A 16,227-nucleotide genomic window follows, 5' to 3' on the forward strand; every position below is an offset into this window, starting at 1 on the left:
ACATTTTACTATGAGGATCAGGTATTGTCTGACGAGCAGAATAATCTGCTCGCTCGGGCAGTCATCGCGCTAAAAAAGAATTACCGCACTCCACGCGCGATAACCTTTATACAACTTACCAAACAATTAACAATATTTTGCAACAAGCGCCTTTTGACTTATTACAAGCGCGTTTAAGTGAAAATATAGGTGCCTATTTGGCTCAAATAGAAACCCGTGAAACGGCAAACCCTATTATCACTAATTCGTGGGTAAGCATTTCATCTAAAGGGAATTATGAACGTATGCACTCGCATCCGGGATCATACATTAGTGGGGTATATTACATAAAAGCACCAGATAACAGTGGCGATATTTATTTTGAGAACCTAGAAGACAATATGTGGTTGTCGCAGAGAACCAAACGTGAAAACTTTAACACTGTTAGTTATCCAGCAATTGAGCGTAGGCTTATCTTATTTAACAGCCAAGTACCGCACCATGTTAGCCAAAACGAATCCGAACATGACCGCATCGCATTAAGCTTTAACGTCGCGTTTAGTTAATTAACCAGAGCAACGAGCGTGGAAACCTTATATGTCAGAATTTGAAAACGTTGTTTTAGTGGATGAGCAAGGAAACGAGACAGGACTTATGCCTAAATTAGAAGCGCATCAAAAAGGGGTGCTACATCGCGCATTTTCTATCTTTATTTTTAACGCAAATAACCAGTTAATGATCCATCAAAGAAGCGCTAATAAATATCACTCAGCAGGGTTATGGACTAATACATGTTGTAGTCACCCACGTAAAGGTGAGTCTGTTGTTGACGCAGGTCAGCGGCGATTAATGGAAGAGATGGGTTTTACTACCCAGCTTACAGAATTAATTCACTTCACTTATATTTGTAAAATGGAAAACGGGCTATTCGAACATGAGTTTGATCATGTTTTAGTGGGCTATTACGACGGTAGTCCAAAAGTTAATCTTGAAGAAGTATCCGATTGGCGCTGGGAAAACCTAGATGATATTCAATCACAATTAGCGACTAACCCCGAGCATTATACTCGTTGGCTACCCATTGCCCTGCAAAAACTACAGCCATTTCTTGTTGGATATTAGCCTTTTAGGATTGAAATTTATTCAATCTATATCCAAACCTGACGAATCCCCACGAAATGAATTAAAAAAAGATGAGTAAAGGGGATCGACCTTCATGACTAATTGTGATCAAATTACTTCGCCAAAAACAACTTAAAACAATAGCCATGAAGATCACAAATATAATACAGAATGATATCGCTGCTGCCTACCCTGAAATTCACTCTACTCGATTAAACACGTTATTTACCTTCATTGACTCTGGTATGTATGATCAACGTGTGTCTGTGACATATTTAGGTGGGGGATTGAAAAGCTTATCAAAAATAACAAATAAAAATGATATTAAACGCGCTGACCGCTTAATCGGTAACACGCTCTTACACAGCGAGCGCCTTTTCTTTTATGGCTATATGTCAGCGCAGTTAATTGGAAATAAAAAGTCCCCCATCATATTAGTCGATTGGTTACCTATTAATGGACAAGGGATGTTTCAAGTATTGCGCGCCAGTATTCCAATGAATGGGAGAAGCTTAACGCTCTATGAAAAAATTCATCCTGAGAGCGAACTGAATACCAATAAAGCACATCAAGCATTTTTAGACACGCTCGAACAAATATTACCTGAAGGATGCATGCCAATCATTGTGTCAGATGCTATCTATCATGCCCCATGGTTTAAAATAGTTGAAGAAAAAATTGGTATTGGATAGGGAGAGTAAGAGGGTGAGTATCTCTCTCCCAAGATAAGCAAGAATGGAAAATCAGTTATCAATGGTTTGCCGATGCGCGTATTGGTAAGGCTGATAACCTTGGCTCAATTTACTATGGTAAAACGGCAAAGTTCCCGTGCAATGCAGCAATTTATAAGCGAACGCCAAAAGGCCGACAAGCGAAGAAAAAACGAGGCGGGACGTCACAAAGAACAACAGATAAAGTTCATCAAAAAGATGCGAAAGAGCCGTGGTTACTGGTGTTTAACTTGCTTGAAAGTTTATGAAGAGTGCAAAAACAGCAGTGAACCTTTATAGCCAACGTATGCAAATAGAAGAAAATTTTAGAGATACAAAAAATAATAAATTAGGGATAGGCTTGGAGTGCGCTAACTCCCGAAGTGTTAACCGATTTGATAATTTACTGCTTATAGCGGCGCTTATTTTATATTTATTATGGTGTATAGGTGTGCCGCAGTCATGAAAAAGCTCCACTATTCATTGCAAGCGAATACACAAAAAGCGCGAATGGTATTATCAATAATAACGATTGCGCGTGAAATCATTGATGACGATAGGTATTTCATACCATTAGAAGAGTACATTTATGTATTGTCCGAACTCTCAAATTTAACAGTCAATATTGAGGGATTACATGAATAAATATTCGTGGGGATCCCTCAGGTTTAAATCTATATAATTTACCTCCCTCCAATATCGGCACTTTTGCAGATAGCTGGCACACGATGTAGGTTTGCTTAACTCAAGCGAACCTATATTTTACAACGCATTAAATTATGAGTTGAATGCTACAACTTAGCTTTCACATTGCAACTTTCCTAGATAAATTCGCCATTTGGCAACAAAACAGTTAATTTCAAAATATCCTTTCAGAATTCTTATAATAAATCTCAAAAAAATAATGTAACTTACTGATTAAAAATAAATTAATTATTTAATAGCCGCAAATAAATCCGATGTCATTTCCATGTTCATATTCAGTTTATTTTGAAGGCTAACCTAAACGCCCCCTTTATTGGCTTTTTAGCCAAAGTGTGTCTTTTTAATTAAACTTAACAAATTGATTTATAATGGTTTATTCTTTTTAGTTGAATGGCTGTTGCTAAATAGCAACAATAACATCTCCCCAAATTAAGCTTTTCTCGCTTTATATCATTTAAATCATTGTTTTTAAATAATAAATAAAAAGTGGCACCGAAGTTGTAATACCTAGAGTGTATTAAACAAAACGTGATGAAAGCCAAAGGCCTTAATCGCAACAACCCAATGAAGGAATACTATTATGAAAACATTTCAATCAATATTAGTACTAATGGCGCTAGCTTCTTCATCAGCGGCTTTTGCAGCAACAGATTTTGATACGCTAGACTTAGATGGTAATGGCGCAATCAGCCAAGCCGAAGCTTCAGTAGATGCTGAGCTTTTAAGCAAGTTTAATGAACTCGATACAAACCAAGATGGTGAGCTATCTGAAGATGAGTTTTCTAAGGCCTAAAATTAAAGCCTTAAACAGTTAATGCTCTGTAATGTTATCTAAATTCTGAGTTGCCAAAGACAACCTAAGTAGGCAAGGGAGCTTACTAAAAAGAATAACCAGGAAGTGACTAGAGAGCACTATAGAGCAAGTTTATTTAGGACACCGCATACTTTTGAAGGATTAAATTATGAAAAAGCTACAATCAACATTTGTACTTATGGCTATTGTTTCTTCGTCAGTAGTATTTGCAAACACAGACTTTGAAACACGCGATGCAGACGACAACGCTTCAATTAGTCGCTCTGAAGAATCGGCGCAAGTGATAGATCAATTTGACGAGCTGAATGTTCAAAGTAGCGGTGGCCCGACAGAAAATGATTTTTTTGAATATTAATTTATAGACACTTTACTCCTAAAGGATCTTTGAAAAGGACTTCTTACCCCTAATCAGGTCACCCCTAATCAGGCCCAAAGCCTAAGGAAACGATTATGAAAACATTACACAAAACTTTAGGGCGTATTGATCTTTGTGCATTGAAATTTGTTCAATCTAGGGGAGATTAAATCGCGGCGCGAGGTTTGTAACCTAGTGGGCTAAGTAAAAACCGAGCAACAAAGAGTTAATCGTCCCTAGAAAGAACCCAAAGGGCAGCGCATGTTTGGTATTTATGCTGCGTTATCGCCTATTTATGGGGAATAACCACACTACATAGGCTCTGCCTTGCCTAAAAACCAAACATACTGCTGCAAATTCACCCACCAAAGATCAACACGCCCTACCACTTGTAGCCCTAGCTTCTTCTTCAGCGGCGTTTGCTGCGGTAGATTTTGATTCTTTTGATACAGATGGCGACGGCGTAATTAATAAAACAGAAGCCCAAGTAAACTCGCAACTAGTACAGCTTTTTGATCAATTAGATGCAGATGGAAATGGCGAGTTATCTAAAGAAGAGTTTTCGAAGGTTCAGTAATAAGCTCTATGTAGAACCTTACCAGTCATACTCACAAAGCAGCTAAGTAATTAATACTTAGCTGCTTTTTTGTGCATTTAATTTAATATATTACTTTTTAGTCACCAAAGTGGTGCAAAACTTGAGTTTGAATAGTGTCAAGTTACTGATTATTAAGTTATTTTATTGTTGGTTTTAAACTTGCAAATCTATTTATAACTTAGGTTAATGAGTATTTAAAATGGCGCGAATGAGTTATATCAGTAGTGTTGAGCGCTACCACGAATATGAGCATGTAATACACAGTTTACTTGAATCTATTTTAATGAGTATTGAGGACGGATTAACCAAAGAGCGTGATACCCGCTACCTGATTAAGCAGTACCCATTTTTAGAATTACAATATTGTTTAAATGCAGAAGGTTTGCAGCAGGGTAATAATGTCTGCTTTAAACGCGCATACAGCAAAAAACTAGGTGAAAGTGGTAATCAACAAGATTTAAGCGAGCGACCCTATTTTTTGAACGCTAAAGCAAGTGATAAAGTGTGCTTTACTGATCCCTACATTTCTATAGCGACTAACCATTTATGTATATCGGCGATTAAAGAGCTAAAAAAACCAATTAATAATCAGCATTACTTGGTCGTTGATGTGAGCTTAACGCAGCTTATTGAGTTTGTAATGGGTGATACTGCGCGCGCTAATATGTCGCCTTACTTCAAAGCAGGTTACGGTATTATTGTGGCGTGCTTATTTTGCTTAGTATTATTTTTATTGAATATCGTTTTTAGTGATATATACGCGCTATTAACCCATGTAGATACCTCATCAGACCCACTTGAGCCTTTTAGTATCATTATTTACATCACTTTGGCACTAGCAGTGTTTGATTTAGGTAAAACAATACTCGAAGAAGAAATCCTTATGCATAAGGATATTTTTAGGCACTCGTCTACGCGGCGCACTATTACACGGTTTATCTCTACTGTGTTGATTGCTATATCAATTGAGGCGCTGTTAACTATGTTTAAAGCGGCGTTGGGGCAATCGGAATATTTAATGCCTGCCATAGCGATGATGCTGGCAGTGGTAGGGCTTTTAATTGCACTGGCTATTTATGTTTATTTAGGGGCAAAGGCCGAAACGCTATTAATGCGCGCTCGTTTAAAACAAAAATCCTCCAAGTAGGAGGATTTTTATATTACATAACTCTATTTAATAGCTATTTATTGCTTATCTTGCGCGCGCTTGGCTTTAAAGTCAGACTCGCTCGTCCACTTTGGCCAATCGCCATTATTTGCAAGCTGTGTGGCTATATCAACAATAAGATCTATATCTTGCTTAACACCACCTAACGACCAATCAGCTGAGTAGTCGTCTGCTTCTTTATGGTATTTATGCGCAATGTACTCAGGATCGGTATCACCCAGACTCATAAATAATAAACTAGGCACGCCTTGCTTAGAAAGCGAGAAATGATCTGATCTAAAAAACAAGCCATTTTGCGGGCGAGGATCCATTTTAACAAAACGGCCTTGTGATTTTGCAGCTTTTGCTAAATAGTTTTCCATTGTCGATAAATCTTTACCGTATTGTAAAATGTAGTCAGTGCCATCAAGCACGTTCATGCCATCAATATTTAATAGACCGACCATTTGTTTTGTAGGTACAACCGCACCCGATGCAAATTCTTCAGAGCCAATTAACCCCGTTTCTTCTGCTGTAAAGTTAGCAAAAATAATTGAGCGTTTAAATGGCTTTTGCTTGTTCTTTTTACTCATTATACGTGCTATTTCAAGCGTGGCTGCAGTGCCTGAAGCGTTATCTACCGCGCCGTTATAAATCTTAGGGCCGGTGTCAGTTTGTTTAGTACCAAAGTGGTCCCAGTGAGCGCTAATAACAACGTATTCGTCAGGCGATTCGCTTCCTGTAATTTGTGCAACTACATTATGTGATTTGGCATGTGACACTTCGTTTTTAAAGGCAAGGTTTGCTTTTAAGTTAAGTGGCGTCGCTTTAAAGTCGTCATTTAATGCTGCTTGTTTTAAATCTTGATAGTTAAGCTTTGCGGCGTTAAACATTTTCTCAGTCGCATCAATTGTTAGCCAGCCCATAACCGGTAATTTTGACGCGTTTAAGTTGTTATCCATTAACGTGTATTTAGTGCCGGTGTTTGAACTTTCAACTACGCCCCAAGGATATGCCGCAGGGGCTGTTTCATGAACAATAAATACAGCCTTTGCACCTTGGCGAGCCGCTTCTTCATATTTATAAGTCCAGCGACCGTAGTAGGTCATTGCATTACCAGTAAAAAGCGTATCGTTTTGAGTCGCAAAGCCTGGGTCGTTAACTAGCACAACCACTGTTTTACCCGTTACATCAATATTTTTATAGTCATTCCAGTTATATTCTGGCGCATTAATACCGTAGCCCGCAAATACAACGTCAGAGCTTCTTACATCAATTAATGGCTGAAGTTGCTCGGTACGTGCGGTAAAGTCTTTACCTGATTCAAAGCTCAAATCACCTACCTTTAACTGCATATTCTGATTAGCTGTCACCATTGCCATTTTTACAGGCTGTAAGTATTTGCCTTTATAAGCGCCGGTTAACCCCAGCGCTTTGTATTGCTCGCTTAAATAGCCAACGGTTTTCACTTCACCATGAGTTAGCGGGCCTCGGCCTTGAAAGTCATCAGAGGCTAGCGTTTTAATATGCTGTTTAATATTGCTAAGGCTTACACCTGCTGTATTTTCTAATGGAGTTTGTTCGCTTGCAGGCTCTGAGCAGCCAAAGAGTGCAACTAGCAGGCTTAGGCTAGCGCTTTTTAAAAGAGTAGATGCCATAGTCTTCATATTGTTATTTAAATAGGCTTTCAATATAAAGGAAGCACCGCAGCGATGTCGAATTTTTATAGAGAACTTTTCATTCAATTGCAGATTAACTATCAGTCATTAGTAAAAAACCAGCGCAAGCTGGTTCTTTTAACTTTAAGTAATAAATTATTACTTAAGCATCCGCTAATTTCACGCGGATCTTACTTTTATCAACAGTAGATTGGTTAAGTGCAGTAATTGCGCTTTTACTTTCTATGTCGTTTGGCATTTCTACAAAGGCAAAACCTTTAGATTGGCCAGTTTCTTTATCAAGTACCAAGTTACAGGTAGTCACTTTACCGTGCTCTGCAAATAAAGTACGAAGCTCATGCTCAGTGGTAGCACGAGACAAGTTACGAACTAATAGTTTCATAATGAACCTAAATAATTATGTCAGTACTAATTATCTCAAGTAACTCAGGTTTAACCTAATTTTATTTTAAAACAAATATAAATAAACACTCGATAGAAATAATTTTTTGTATCACTATGAAAATAATAGATTTTATAATTAAATTTGAAATATCAGTAAATTGGTAATGTTAATTGGTAATTGAATTGTGGTTATTTGTACAATAAATTGGTAAATTCACATTTAATTAACTTGCTATTAACCACAGAACTAATCATGTCTAAATATACCCTTAAACCGTGCAATACAGTTACAGCTATACTTCTATCTTGTTTAGTTACTGGTTGTGGCAGCTCAGGCTCTGATCCTACGGTGCAAAATAATGAAGCGATTTCTTCACAAACGCCTGCAACAATTGCTGGTAACACTCTAGGTGAAGTTATTAGCGATAGTAATGATGCAATAACAGGCTCGTTAACTATTGCGGATCAACAATCAGGTGAAGCTGCTTTTGCAGCACAAGAAAATAGCGCTACAAGCTATGGTTTTTTTAGCTTAAATGCTGGTGGAGATTGGTCATACACACTTGACGATTTAAACGCATCAATAACATCTTTAAGTGAAGGTGAAACACTACAAGATACAATAACAGTAAACTCTGTAGATGGTACTAGCGCACAAATTATCATAACAATTGTAGGTGCACCAATAGCTCAAGCTGATGGCTTTGAAAAAATATCACACGTTTTATTGCGATCAGATGGCGTTAATTCGGGGCTTGACGCATACACACTTATTGAAAATGCCTTCGGCGAAGGGTCAATTGAATCTCCAGACTTATACGCTGGCAATCATGAAAGTGTTGTCCATATTATTGAAGATACCGATACGATAATTGGTAACCATTTTGTCTTTTTAGCTCACCGAGATGATGACCAAGATAAAGACAAAGGCGCAAGTGATAGACAACGTAACGAAATAAAAACCTACGATAAATCACCACAAGAAACACTGGCGTTTGAGGGTGAGACATTTCAATATAGCTGGAAATTTAAAGTAAGCAGCGAGCTTGAGCTTACGAGTAAGTTTAGCCATTTTTTTCAAATAAAAGCCCGAAATGACAGCAACGATAATACTAATGGCAACGACGACCAGCCTATTATTACGCTCTCTGGGGCTCAAAAAACAGTACAGGAAATCAGCTGCAAGTGCGATATAGTGCAGGCTTTGATGAAAACGGTAACAGCACAGGGCTTGATAAAAACCTCATTGAAACCGACTGGTCACTCATTACAGATGAATGGGTCGAAGTATTTGTACAAGCTACATTTAGTGAAAATGGCAAGTTTGATATGACGTTAACGCGCTTAAGCGACAACGCAGAGATATTTAATATAAGCGAGCAAAACATAGATATGTGGCGCGGCTTTAGTGATGCTGATTTTGCTCGTCCTAAGTGGGGAATATACCGCTCAATTGTTGAAACCGACAGCCTTCGCGCTGATGAAGAACGTGTTAGGTTTGCTGATTTTTCTATTACAAAAGGTAAGATAGCGCAGTAAGCTATTTTATCAATTAGCATGAAAAAAGCCGTTAATGATTCTGCATCATTAACGGCTTTTTTAATTTTTTGAGAAAAGTGATTATTTCACTTCTTTACCCGCTGCTTGTTGATCAGCATGGTAGCTTGAACGTACAAACGGACCAGAAGCCGCGTGAGTAAAGCCAATTTCGTCTGCATACGCTTTTAAGCCGTCAAACTCTACTGGTGGCACGTAGCGTTTAACCGGTAAGTGATGCTTAGAAGGTTGTAGGTATTGGCCTACAGTTAGCATGTCAACGTTGTGTGCACGTAAATCGCGAAGTACTTCTTCAATTTCGCTAATTTCTTCACCTAAACCAACCATTAAGCCTGATTTAGTTTTTACTTCTGGATGAGCTTCTTTAAAGCGACGAAGTAACTCTAATGACCATTTATAGTCAGCACCTGGACGAGCTAGTTTGTACAAACGTGGCGCAGTTTCAAGATTGTGGTTAAACACATCTGGTGGCGTCTCGATTAGTATCTCTAGTGCGCGGTCCATACGACCACGAAAATCAGGTACTAAAATTTCGATAGTGATAGTTGGATTATGTTTACGAATCTCGCGAATACAATCTGCAAAATGCTGTGCACCACCATCACGTAAATCATCACGGTCAACCGAAGTGATTACAACGTAGCTTAGCTTCATATCTTTAATAGTAAGTGCTAGCTTTTCAGGTTCAGTGGCATCAGGTTTTAATGGGCGACCATGAGCAACATCACAAAATGGGCAACGACGAGTACAAATAGCACCTAAAATCATAAAGGTAGCTGTACCGTGGTTAAAACATTCAGATAGGTTAGGGCACGAAGCTTCTTCACATACCGAGTGTAAGCCATGCTTACGTAGTGCTTTTTTAATACCGTCAATACGATCGGTTGATTTAGGTAAGCGAATTTTTAACCATTCTGGCTTACGCAACATTTCAGTTTTTTCTGTAGGTAAAACTTTTACTGGGATCAACGCCATTTTTTCTGCGTCGCGTAGTTTTACACCTGGTTCCATTTTGACTGGTTTATTCATTCGTTTTCAAACCCTTCAGTATGCTTAACCTGTGTTGCATTAAGCTTATTGATCATGTGTTTTACCAATCCTTCACCCGCACTTTCTAGGTTTTGAGGACCATCTAATTCTTTAGTTTGCACCATATTCATGCCCGCATAACCGCATGGGTTAATGCGTAAAAATGGACTTAGGTCCATGTTAACATTTAATGCTAAGCCATGAAACGAGCAGCCACGACGAACCCTTAACCCAAGGGATGCAATTTTGCTGTCGTTAACGTATACACCTGGTGCATCAGCTTTAGCATAAGCTTCAATACCATACTCGGCGAGTGATTCAATAATGCACTCTTCAAGCCACGTAACCAGTTCACGTACACCAATCTTTAAACGACGTAGATTAAATAATACATACATCATTTGCTGGCCAGGGCCGTGGTAAGTTACTTGCCCGCCACGGTCAACTTTAATCACCTCAATGTCGCCAGGAGCTAGTAAGTGTTCGTCCTTACCAGCCTGACCTTGGGTGAATACACTCTCGTGCTCTACAAGCCAAATTTCATCTGGCGTATTTTCATCACGGGTGTCGGTAAAGTCCTGCATTTTTTGCCAAATAGGCATATAACGCTGACGACCCAGTTGGCGTACGATCAAAGTGTTTTCGTTCACAACAAATCTCAACTATGGATTAAAGCATGTGGCGTACGTCATCAATATTGCTGATCACGTTGTAAATTTCTTCAATGTGTTTGCCACTAGTAACTGTTGCTACAAGGCTTACTGACTCGTAATTACCTTTGCTGCTTGGTTTTACTTTAGGGGCATAATCGCCAGGTGCTATTGGTTGTAACTTAGCTAAAATTTGATCAGTTAAGTTTACGTTAGCTAAACCCATTATTCTGAATGTAAATGGGCAAGGGTACTCTAAGTACTCATCAAATTTTGTATCTTTAACAGGTTGAACCACGACGGTGACTCCTCAAACAAATAAAGTATTGGCTCTGAGCAAAATGCTAGGCGCTAAACTGAAAGGGTTATGACAATCTTGAGCTAATGCTGCTTTTTTGGAGTGCCAAAAATAACAACTCAATATGATTGCTTTATATGGGGCGTATTCTAGCATTTTTCAAGCAAAAAAAACGCCTCATAATAGAGGCGTCTCGTTTAACTTTCACAATAGCTGTGAGTTTATTTTTACGTCTACATTATTTGTAAACGTAAGTAGTCATAAATCTTACTAAAGAAGCTGCCTTCTTCCACTTCTTCAAGTGTTACTAGTGGGTATTGAGCAATGTCTTCACCCTCTAATTGTAAGAATAACGTACCTACTTTAGTGCCTTTAGCGAGTGGTGCTTCAAGCGTGTTATCTAGCTCAAAGTTAGCTTTAAGGTTTTTATGTTGACCACGTGGAATAGTAATTGGTGTATCTTCTAAAATACCTAAAGATACATTTTCTTTGTTACCCATCCAAATACGTTGCTCAGCAAAGCTATCGCCGGCCTTGTACGGAGTAATTGTTTCATAGAAACGAAAACCGTAGTTAAGTAGTTTTTTATTTTCCACTTTACGAGCACGTTCGCTTGAAGTGCCCATTACAACGGCAATTAAACGCATACCATTTTTAGTTGCTGAAGTGACTAAACTGTAGCCAGCTTCCGAGGTGTGGCCTGTTTTTATACCGTCTACGTCTAAGCTTTCATCCCATAATAGTGAGTTACGGTTATATTGCTTAATACCGTTATAAGTAAACGACTTTTGTTTATAAAGTGCGTATTCATCCGGTACGTCACGAATAAGTGCTGCGCCTAAGGTTGCCATATCGCGTGGAGTAGTATAATGCTCATTCGTATCAAGGCCGTGGCTATTGATAAAATGGCTGTTACTCATACCTAATTTAGTAGCATGTGCATTCATTAAATCAGCAAATGCGCTTTCACTTCCAGCAATATGTTCAGCCATTGCAACACAGGCATCATTACCAGATTGAATAATAATGCCGTGGTTAAGCTGATCAACACTAATTTGCTTACCTACTTCAATAAACATCTTAGACGATTCAGGGAAGTTTTTAGCCCATGCTTTTTCACTCACAGTTACCATATCTGTTGGTGCAATATTGCCGGCTTTAATTTCAGTACCAATTACATAACTGGTCATCATCTTAGTTAAGCTTGCTGGAGCTAGCTGCGTATCAGCTTCACCTTGGGCAATTACTTTACCTGTTGTAAAGTCTACTAAAAAATAACCTTTTGCATTAACTTGAGGTGGTGCCGGGATAATTTGGGCGCTGGCTGAAAATACGGCGGCTGTACAAACTAAGCCGCATACACCTTTGAGGATTTTATGTTTAATAGATTTCATCATACTCATTAATGGTTAAAGTTAAAGATTCGCGTTACGCCATTTTAAAGGTCTTACTGAGTGTAAAGCAAGAACGCGTTTTGAAATTGATTTTGTTTTAATTTTTTTAATACTTCGTCTGCATGAGGGGTATCTTTTATTGGCCCTAAATGCAGTCTGTAAATATCGTCTTTTTGCACGATATTTGTTGGTAATTTGTATTGCTCTCGCAATGTGCTGGCAAGCGCTTCAATATTAGCAAGTGTACTACCTGCAGCTACCTGAATATAGGTTTGACGGGCAGATGCACCCGCAAGCGTAACGGCTTCTAGCTTAACCCTTGCTGTACCATGGGTGTAATAGCCTAGTTTGTAAGCGGCAGCGTACGAAAGATCAATTATTCTATCGTCATGAAATGGGCCGCGGTCGTTCACGCGCACGATTACTGATTTACCGTTCGCTGTATTGGTTACTTTAACAAAGCTAGGTAACGGCAGTGTTTTGTGCGCAGCAGTCATGGCAAACATATCGTAGGTTTCACCATTAGAGGTGTGATAACCATGAAATTTACGACCATACCAAGAGGCAATGCCTTCCTCAGAGTAGCCTGACTCATCAAGCATTGGCGAATAACTTTTACCAAGCACTGTATATGGACGACTTGCACTGGCGCTTTTAGTAACATCAGTGATTATTGCGTCTTGCATTTCAAGTGCAGTTGGGGCTCTAAGTGGTGCTGAATCATGGCGCATATGGTAGCGGTTACTTGAACTACTACATGCACTTAAGGTGAGTATTAAAAAAACAGTTATTAGAACACGCAAAGTGAATTTCATTATTTTAAAAGCATCCTTTTATCTGTCGCTATTGACATAATAATGCCAAAGCCAGCCATGAGCGTCACCATCGATGTTCCTCCATAACTGATTAGAGGCAAAGGAACTCCTACAACAGGCAATAACCCTGATACCATACCTATGTTTACAAATACATAAACAAAAAATGTCAGAGTGAGTGCACCTGCCAGTAATTTACCAAATGCATCTTGCGCATTAACGGCAATGTACAAGCCTCGGCCAATAATAAATAAGTACAGGCTAAGTAAAACACATACGCCGAATAAGCCAAACTCTTCGCTTAAAACCGAAAATATAAAATCAGTATGACGCTCAGGTAAAAATTCTAATTGCGATTGTGTACCAAGCAGCCAGCCTTTGCCTTCAACACCACCAGAGCCTATTGCTATTTTTGACTGAATAATATGGTAACCGGAACCAAGCGGATCGCTTTCGGGGTCTAAAAAAGTAAGTACACGTTGTTTTTGGTAGTCGTGCATACCATAGTGCCAAAATGGCCATGCAGCAAGCGCAACAACAGAACTTAAAAAGCCGATTAAGCGCCAGCTTAAACCGGATAAAAACAACACAAATATACCCGAACTCGCAATAAGTATAGACGTACCTAAATCTGGCTGTTCTTTAATTAATAATGTCGGAAGCATTACAATCATAAAGCCAATAATTAAATGCAGTGGGCGAGGTGGTAAGTGGTTTCTGCCTATGTACCAAGCCACCATCATTGGGACGGCTAGCTTCATTAGTTCTGATGGTTGAAAGCGAGTGATCCCCAAGTTTAACCAGCGTTGAGCGCCTTTTGAGCTGACCCCAAATAAAAGTACACCCACCAGCATGAGTAAGCCAACACAGTAAAGTGGGATAACTAAACGTTTAAGTGTTGCTGGAGAAAATTGGGCTAGAATAATCATGCCTATAACGGCTCCGCCCATGCGAGTCATATGGCGGATCATCATTGCTGTATCTTGCCCGCTTGCACTATATACAACGGTAATACTGCCAATCATCATGATAAGCAAAGCGATGAGTAATGGTAGGTCTAGATGCATTCGCATCCATATGGATCGTTTATCGTGTAAAATGGTCATTATTTTATATTCCCTGCAAGTTCAACAGGATTAGCTGCAAAATAGTAGTCCATTAATTGACGAGCAATTGGCGCACCTACCGAGCTTCCGCCCCCAGTGTTTTCTACAACGATAGAGAGCACAATTTGTGGGTTGTTATAAGGTGCAAAACCAACATAAATGGCGTTATCACGCTGACGCTCTTTTAATGATTTAGCGTCGTAACGTTCGCCTTGGGCAATGCTAACTACTTGCGCAGTACCTGTTTTACCCGCCGGATCGTAGCTTACACCTTTAAAAGCTTTGTGTGCGGTACCTGTTACTTTTTTTACCGTGTTATGCATTGCATCAATTGCAATGCGCCAGTTATCAGGGTTTTTAAGTATTACCGGCGGTTTTTCATCACCGTTAATTTGCGTTACTTGATCTTCTTTTTTTGCAACTTGAGCTAAATGCGGTGGATGATTAATCCCTTTATTAACAAGAATATTCGTTGCGTTAGCAATTTGAATCGGGGTTGCCGTCCAATAGCCTTGTCCAATACCTACAGAAATAGTATCACCTCGCCACCATGATTCTTTAAAGCGGCCTTCTTTCCATTCTTTTGAAGGTAAAATTGCAGTGGTTTCTTCATGAATATCAATACCGGATAAATCACCAAAGCCAAATCGCGCCATAAAATCGCTTATTTTAGTAATACCTAAGCGATAAGCTGCATCATAAAAATAAGTATCGCACGACTCTTCAATCGCTTTATATACATCAACATGGCCATGACCCCAGCGTTTCCAATCGCGCCATTTATGTTCCACATTTGGTATTTCAAAAAAGCCAGGATCCCAAATAGAAGTGCTTTCACTTACAATATTTTCTTCAAGGGCTAAAATTGCCATGTGAGGTTTAACAGTCGAAGCTGGCGCGTAACGACCTTGTGTTGCTCGGTTAATTAGCGGGCGATCTTGGTTAAGCAATGCTTTGTAGTTTTTGCTACTTATACCATGTACGAATAAATTTGGATCGTAGCTTGGATTTGAATAAAGTGCGAGTACGCCACCATCTTTTGCATCCATAACGACGATAGCGCCGCGCATATCCTTAAGCGCATGTTGTGCTATTTGCTGTAGCCCAATATCAAGCGTAAGTACAATATCACTACCAGGCTTAGGTTGGATCATACTGAGTGTGCGAATAACGCGGCCGCGATTATTTACTTCTACGCGCTGGGAGCCTACTTCACCGTGTAATAATTGTTCATAATATTTTTCTATGCCTAATTTTCCAATATCGTATGTGGCTCGATAATTGGTTGCTTGACCTTCTTGATCTAGTTTATTAAGTTCTTTTTTATTAAGCTTTGCCACATAACCGAGTGCATGGGTTAGGGTATCGCCAAAGGGGTAGTAGCGGGCTAGGCGTGCTTCAATACTAAAGCCTGGGAATTTATGTTGATTTACAGAAAACTTAGCGACTTCAGTTTCGTTTAAGCGTGCTTTAAGAATTTGCGATTTGAAACGCCGAGTGTGTTTAATATCTTTTAAAAAATCTTCTTTCTCTTGCTCACTAATAGTAATTATTTTACTGACTTGATCGAGCGATTCGGTTAAATCGTTTACATCTTCGGGAATGACTTCAAGATTGTAAACTGGTTTGTTTTCAGCAAGGAGTACACCATTACGGTCGTAAATTAAACCACGGTTGGGTGCAATAGGAATAACTTTAATACGGTTGTCATTAGAGCGGGTTTGGTAATCTTGATGGTTCTCTACTTGAATTTTATATAGGTTTGACAGCAAAATAGCCACCATAGCTAATACAAAAACAAAACCCACAAATGCTCGCCTAGCAAATAAATTTGCTTCTGCGGAGTGGTCACGAATAGTGGGTCTATGTTTTAGCATGGCAAGGC

General features: G+C 39.1%; 13 protein-coding genes and 4 pseudogenes. 8 read left to right on the forward strand and 9 right to left on the reverse strand.

The window, feature by feature from the left end:
* Positions 1 to 110: 110 nt before the first annotated feature.
* The 7 genes and pseudogenes from P4S65_RS10085 to P4S65_RS10115 form a co-directional block, all read left to right on the forward strand.
* Positions 111 to 545: pseudogene (locus tag P4S65_RS10085) on the forward strand (TIGR02466 family protein); the annotation flags it as partial.
* 31 nt (positions 546 to 576) lie between these two features.
* Positions 577 to 1,101, forward strand: a complete 525-nt coding sequence (gene idi / locus P4S65_RS10090; RefSeq protein WP_007378763.1) for an isopentenyl-diphosphate Delta-isomerase — start codon at positions 577 to 579, stop codon at positions 1,099 to 1,101.
* Between the two features lie 146 nt (positions 1,102 to 1,247).
* A pseudogene (locus P4S65_RS10095) lies at positions 1,248 to 2,456 on the forward strand (IS4 family transposase).
* A gap of 640 nt (positions 2,457 to 3,096) precedes the next feature.
* Positions 3,097 to 3,309, forward strand: coding sequence for an EF-hand domain-containing protein (locus P4S65_RS10100; RefSeq protein ID WP_337120100.1), 213 nt, complete (start codon positions 3,097 to 3,099; stop codon positions 3,307 to 3,309).
* 169 nt (positions 3,310 to 3,478) lie between these two features.
* The gene (locus P4S65_RS10105; protein WP_337120101.1) at positions 3,479 to 3,685 is read left to right on the forward strand and encodes a calmodulin; all 207 of its coding nucleotides are present in this window, start codon (positions 3,479 to 3,481) and stop codon (positions 3,683 to 3,685) included.
* Positions 3,686 to 4,067: 382 nt separating this feature from the next.
* A pseudogene (locus P4S65_RS10110) lies at positions 4,068 to 4,262 on the forward strand (calmodulin); the annotation flags it as partial.
* Positions 4,263 to 4,482: 220 nt separating this feature from the next.
* On the forward strand, positions 4,483 to 5,430 hold the full coding sequence (locus P4S65_RS10115; protein ID WP_024603579.1) for a PDC sensor domain-containing protein: 948 nt from the start codon (positions 4,483 to 4,485) through the stop codon (positions 5,428 to 5,430).
* A 38-nt stretch (positions 5,431 to 5,468) separates the two neighbouring features.
* Here the strand turns inward: P4S65_RS10115 and P4S65_RS10120 are convergent, their stop codons facing one another.
* A complete protein-coding gene (locus P4S65_RS10120; RefSeq protein WP_096792738.1) occupies positions 5,469 to 7,088 on the reverse strand; it encodes a M28 family metallopeptidase in 1,620 nt (539 codons plus the stop codon).
* A 163-nt stretch (positions 7,089 to 7,251) separates the two neighbouring features.
* Complete coding sequence (locus tag P4S65_RS10125) at positions 7,252 to 7,491, reverse strand: RNA recognition motif domain-containing protein (protein ID WP_002958513.1); 240 nt, start codon at positions 7,489 to 7,491, stop codon at positions 7,252 to 7,254.
* A 255-nt stretch (positions 7,492 to 7,746) separates the two neighbouring features.
* On the opposite strand from P4S65_RS10125, the pseudogene P4S65_RS10130 reads away from it, so the two are divergent.
* Positions 7,747 to 9,032: pseudogene (locus tag P4S65_RS10130) on the forward strand (VCBS domain-containing protein).
* A gap of 81 nt (positions 9,033 to 9,113) precedes the next feature.
* Here P4S65_RS10130 and lipA read toward each other — a convergent pair.
* From lipA to mrdA, 7 genes are all read right to left on the reverse strand, one after another.
* The gene (gene lipA, locus P4S65_RS10135) at positions 9,114 to 10,079 is read right to left on the reverse strand and encodes a lipoyl synthase (protein ID WP_002958515.1); all 966 of its coding nucleotides are present in this window, start codon (positions 10,077 to 10,079) and stop codon (positions 9,114 to 9,116) included.
* Positions 10,076 to 10,729: a lipoyl(octanoyl) transferase LipB gene (gene lipB / locus P4S65_RS10140; RefSeq protein ID WP_096792742.1), complete on the reverse strand. Its 654-nt coding sequence runs from the start codon at positions 10,727 to 10,729 to the stop codon at positions 10,076 to 10,078. The genes lipA and lipB overlap by 4 nt, the downstream gene beginning before the upstream one ends.
* A 19-nt stretch (positions 10,730 to 10,748) precedes the next feature.
* Positions 10,749 to 11,027: a DUF493 family protein YbeD gene (ybeD, locus tag P4S65_RS10145; protein WP_002958517.1), complete on the reverse strand. Its 279-nt coding sequence runs from the start codon at positions 11,025 to 11,027 to the stop codon at positions 10,749 to 10,751.
* Positions 11,028 to 11,260: 233 nt separating this feature from the next.
* Positions 11,261 to 12,421 carry a serine hydrolase gene (locus tag P4S65_RS10150; protein ID WP_007378250.1) on the reverse strand — a complete coding sequence of 387 codons (1,161 nt, stop codon included), beginning with the start codon at positions 12,419 to 12,421 and terminating at the stop codon, positions 11,261 to 11,263.
* A 53-nt stretch (positions 12,422 to 12,474) separates the two neighbouring features.
* A complete protein-coding gene (locus P4S65_RS10155) occupies positions 12,475 to 13,236 on the reverse strand; it encodes a septal ring lytic transglycosylase RlpA family protein (RefSeq protein ID WP_096792743.1) in 762 nt (253 codons plus the stop codon).
* On the reverse strand, positions 13,236 to 14,342 hold the full coding sequence (gene rodA / locus P4S65_RS10160; protein WP_033015254.1) for a rod shape-determining protein RodA: 1,107 nt from the start codon (positions 14,340 to 14,342) through the stop codon (positions 13,236 to 13,238). The genes P4S65_RS10155 and rodA overlap by 1 nt, the downstream gene beginning before the upstream one ends.
* A complete protein-coding gene (gene mrdA, locus P4S65_RS10165) occupies positions 14,342 to 16,219 on the reverse strand; it encodes a penicillin-binding protein 2 (protein WP_033028520.1) in 1,878 nt (625 codons plus the stop codon). Before mrdA ends, rodA begins: the two co-directional genes overlap by 1 nt.
* Positions 16,220 to 16,227: the final 8 nt, after the last annotated feature.

Source organism: Pseudoalteromonas sp. B131b (genome assembly GCF_037162545.1).
Classification (GTDB): Bacteria; Pseudomonadota; Gammaproteobacteria; order Enterobacterales; family Alteromonadaceae; genus Pseudoalteromonas; species Pseudoalteromonas fuliginea.

Excerpts from the sequence above, each read along its gene's own strand:
- idi (WP_007378763.1), top strand. The coding sequence starts at position 577 with ATGTCAGAATTTGAAAACGTTGTTTTAGTGGATGAGCAAGGAAACGAG.
- mrdA (WP_033028520.1), bottom strand. The coding sequence starts at position 16,219 with ATGCTAAAACATAGACCCACTATTCGTGACCACTCCGCAGAAGCAAAT.
- P4S65_RS10105 (WP_337120101.1), top strand. The coding sequence starts at position 3,479 with ATGAAAAAGCTACAATCAACATTTGTACTTATGGCTATTGTTTCTTCG.
- P4S65_RS10115 (WP_024603579.1), top strand. The coding sequence starts at position 4,483 with ATGGCGCGAATGAGTTATATCAGTAGTGTTGAGCGCTACCACGAATAT.
- rodA (WP_033015254.1), bottom strand. The coding sequence starts at position 14,342 with ATGACCATTTTACACGATAAACGATCCATATGGATGCGAATGCATCTA.
- lipA (WP_002958515.1), bottom strand. The coding sequence starts at position 10,079 with ATGAATAAACCAGTCAAAATGGAACCAGGTGTAAAACTACGCGACGCA.
- P4S65_RS10120 (WP_096792738.1), bottom strand. The coding sequence starts at position 7,088 with ATGGCATCTACTCTTTTAAAAAGCGCTAGCCTAAGCCTGCTAGTTGCA.
- P4S65_RS10125 (WP_002958513.1), bottom strand. The coding sequence starts at position 7,491 with ATGAAACTATTAGTTCGTAACTTGTCTCGTGCTACCACTGAGCATGAG.
- P4S65_RS10100 (WP_337120100.1), top strand. The coding sequence starts at position 3,097 with ATGAAAACATTTCAATCAATATTAGTACTAATGGCGCTAGCTTCTTCA.
- P4S65_RS10150 (WP_007378250.1), bottom strand. The coding sequence starts at position 12,421 with ATGAAATCTATTAAACATAAAATCCTCAAAGGTGTATGCGGCTTAGTT.
- P4S65_RS10155 (WP_096792743.1), bottom strand. The coding sequence starts at position 13,236 with ATGAAATTCACTTTGCGTGTTCTAATAACTGTTTTTTTAATACTCACC.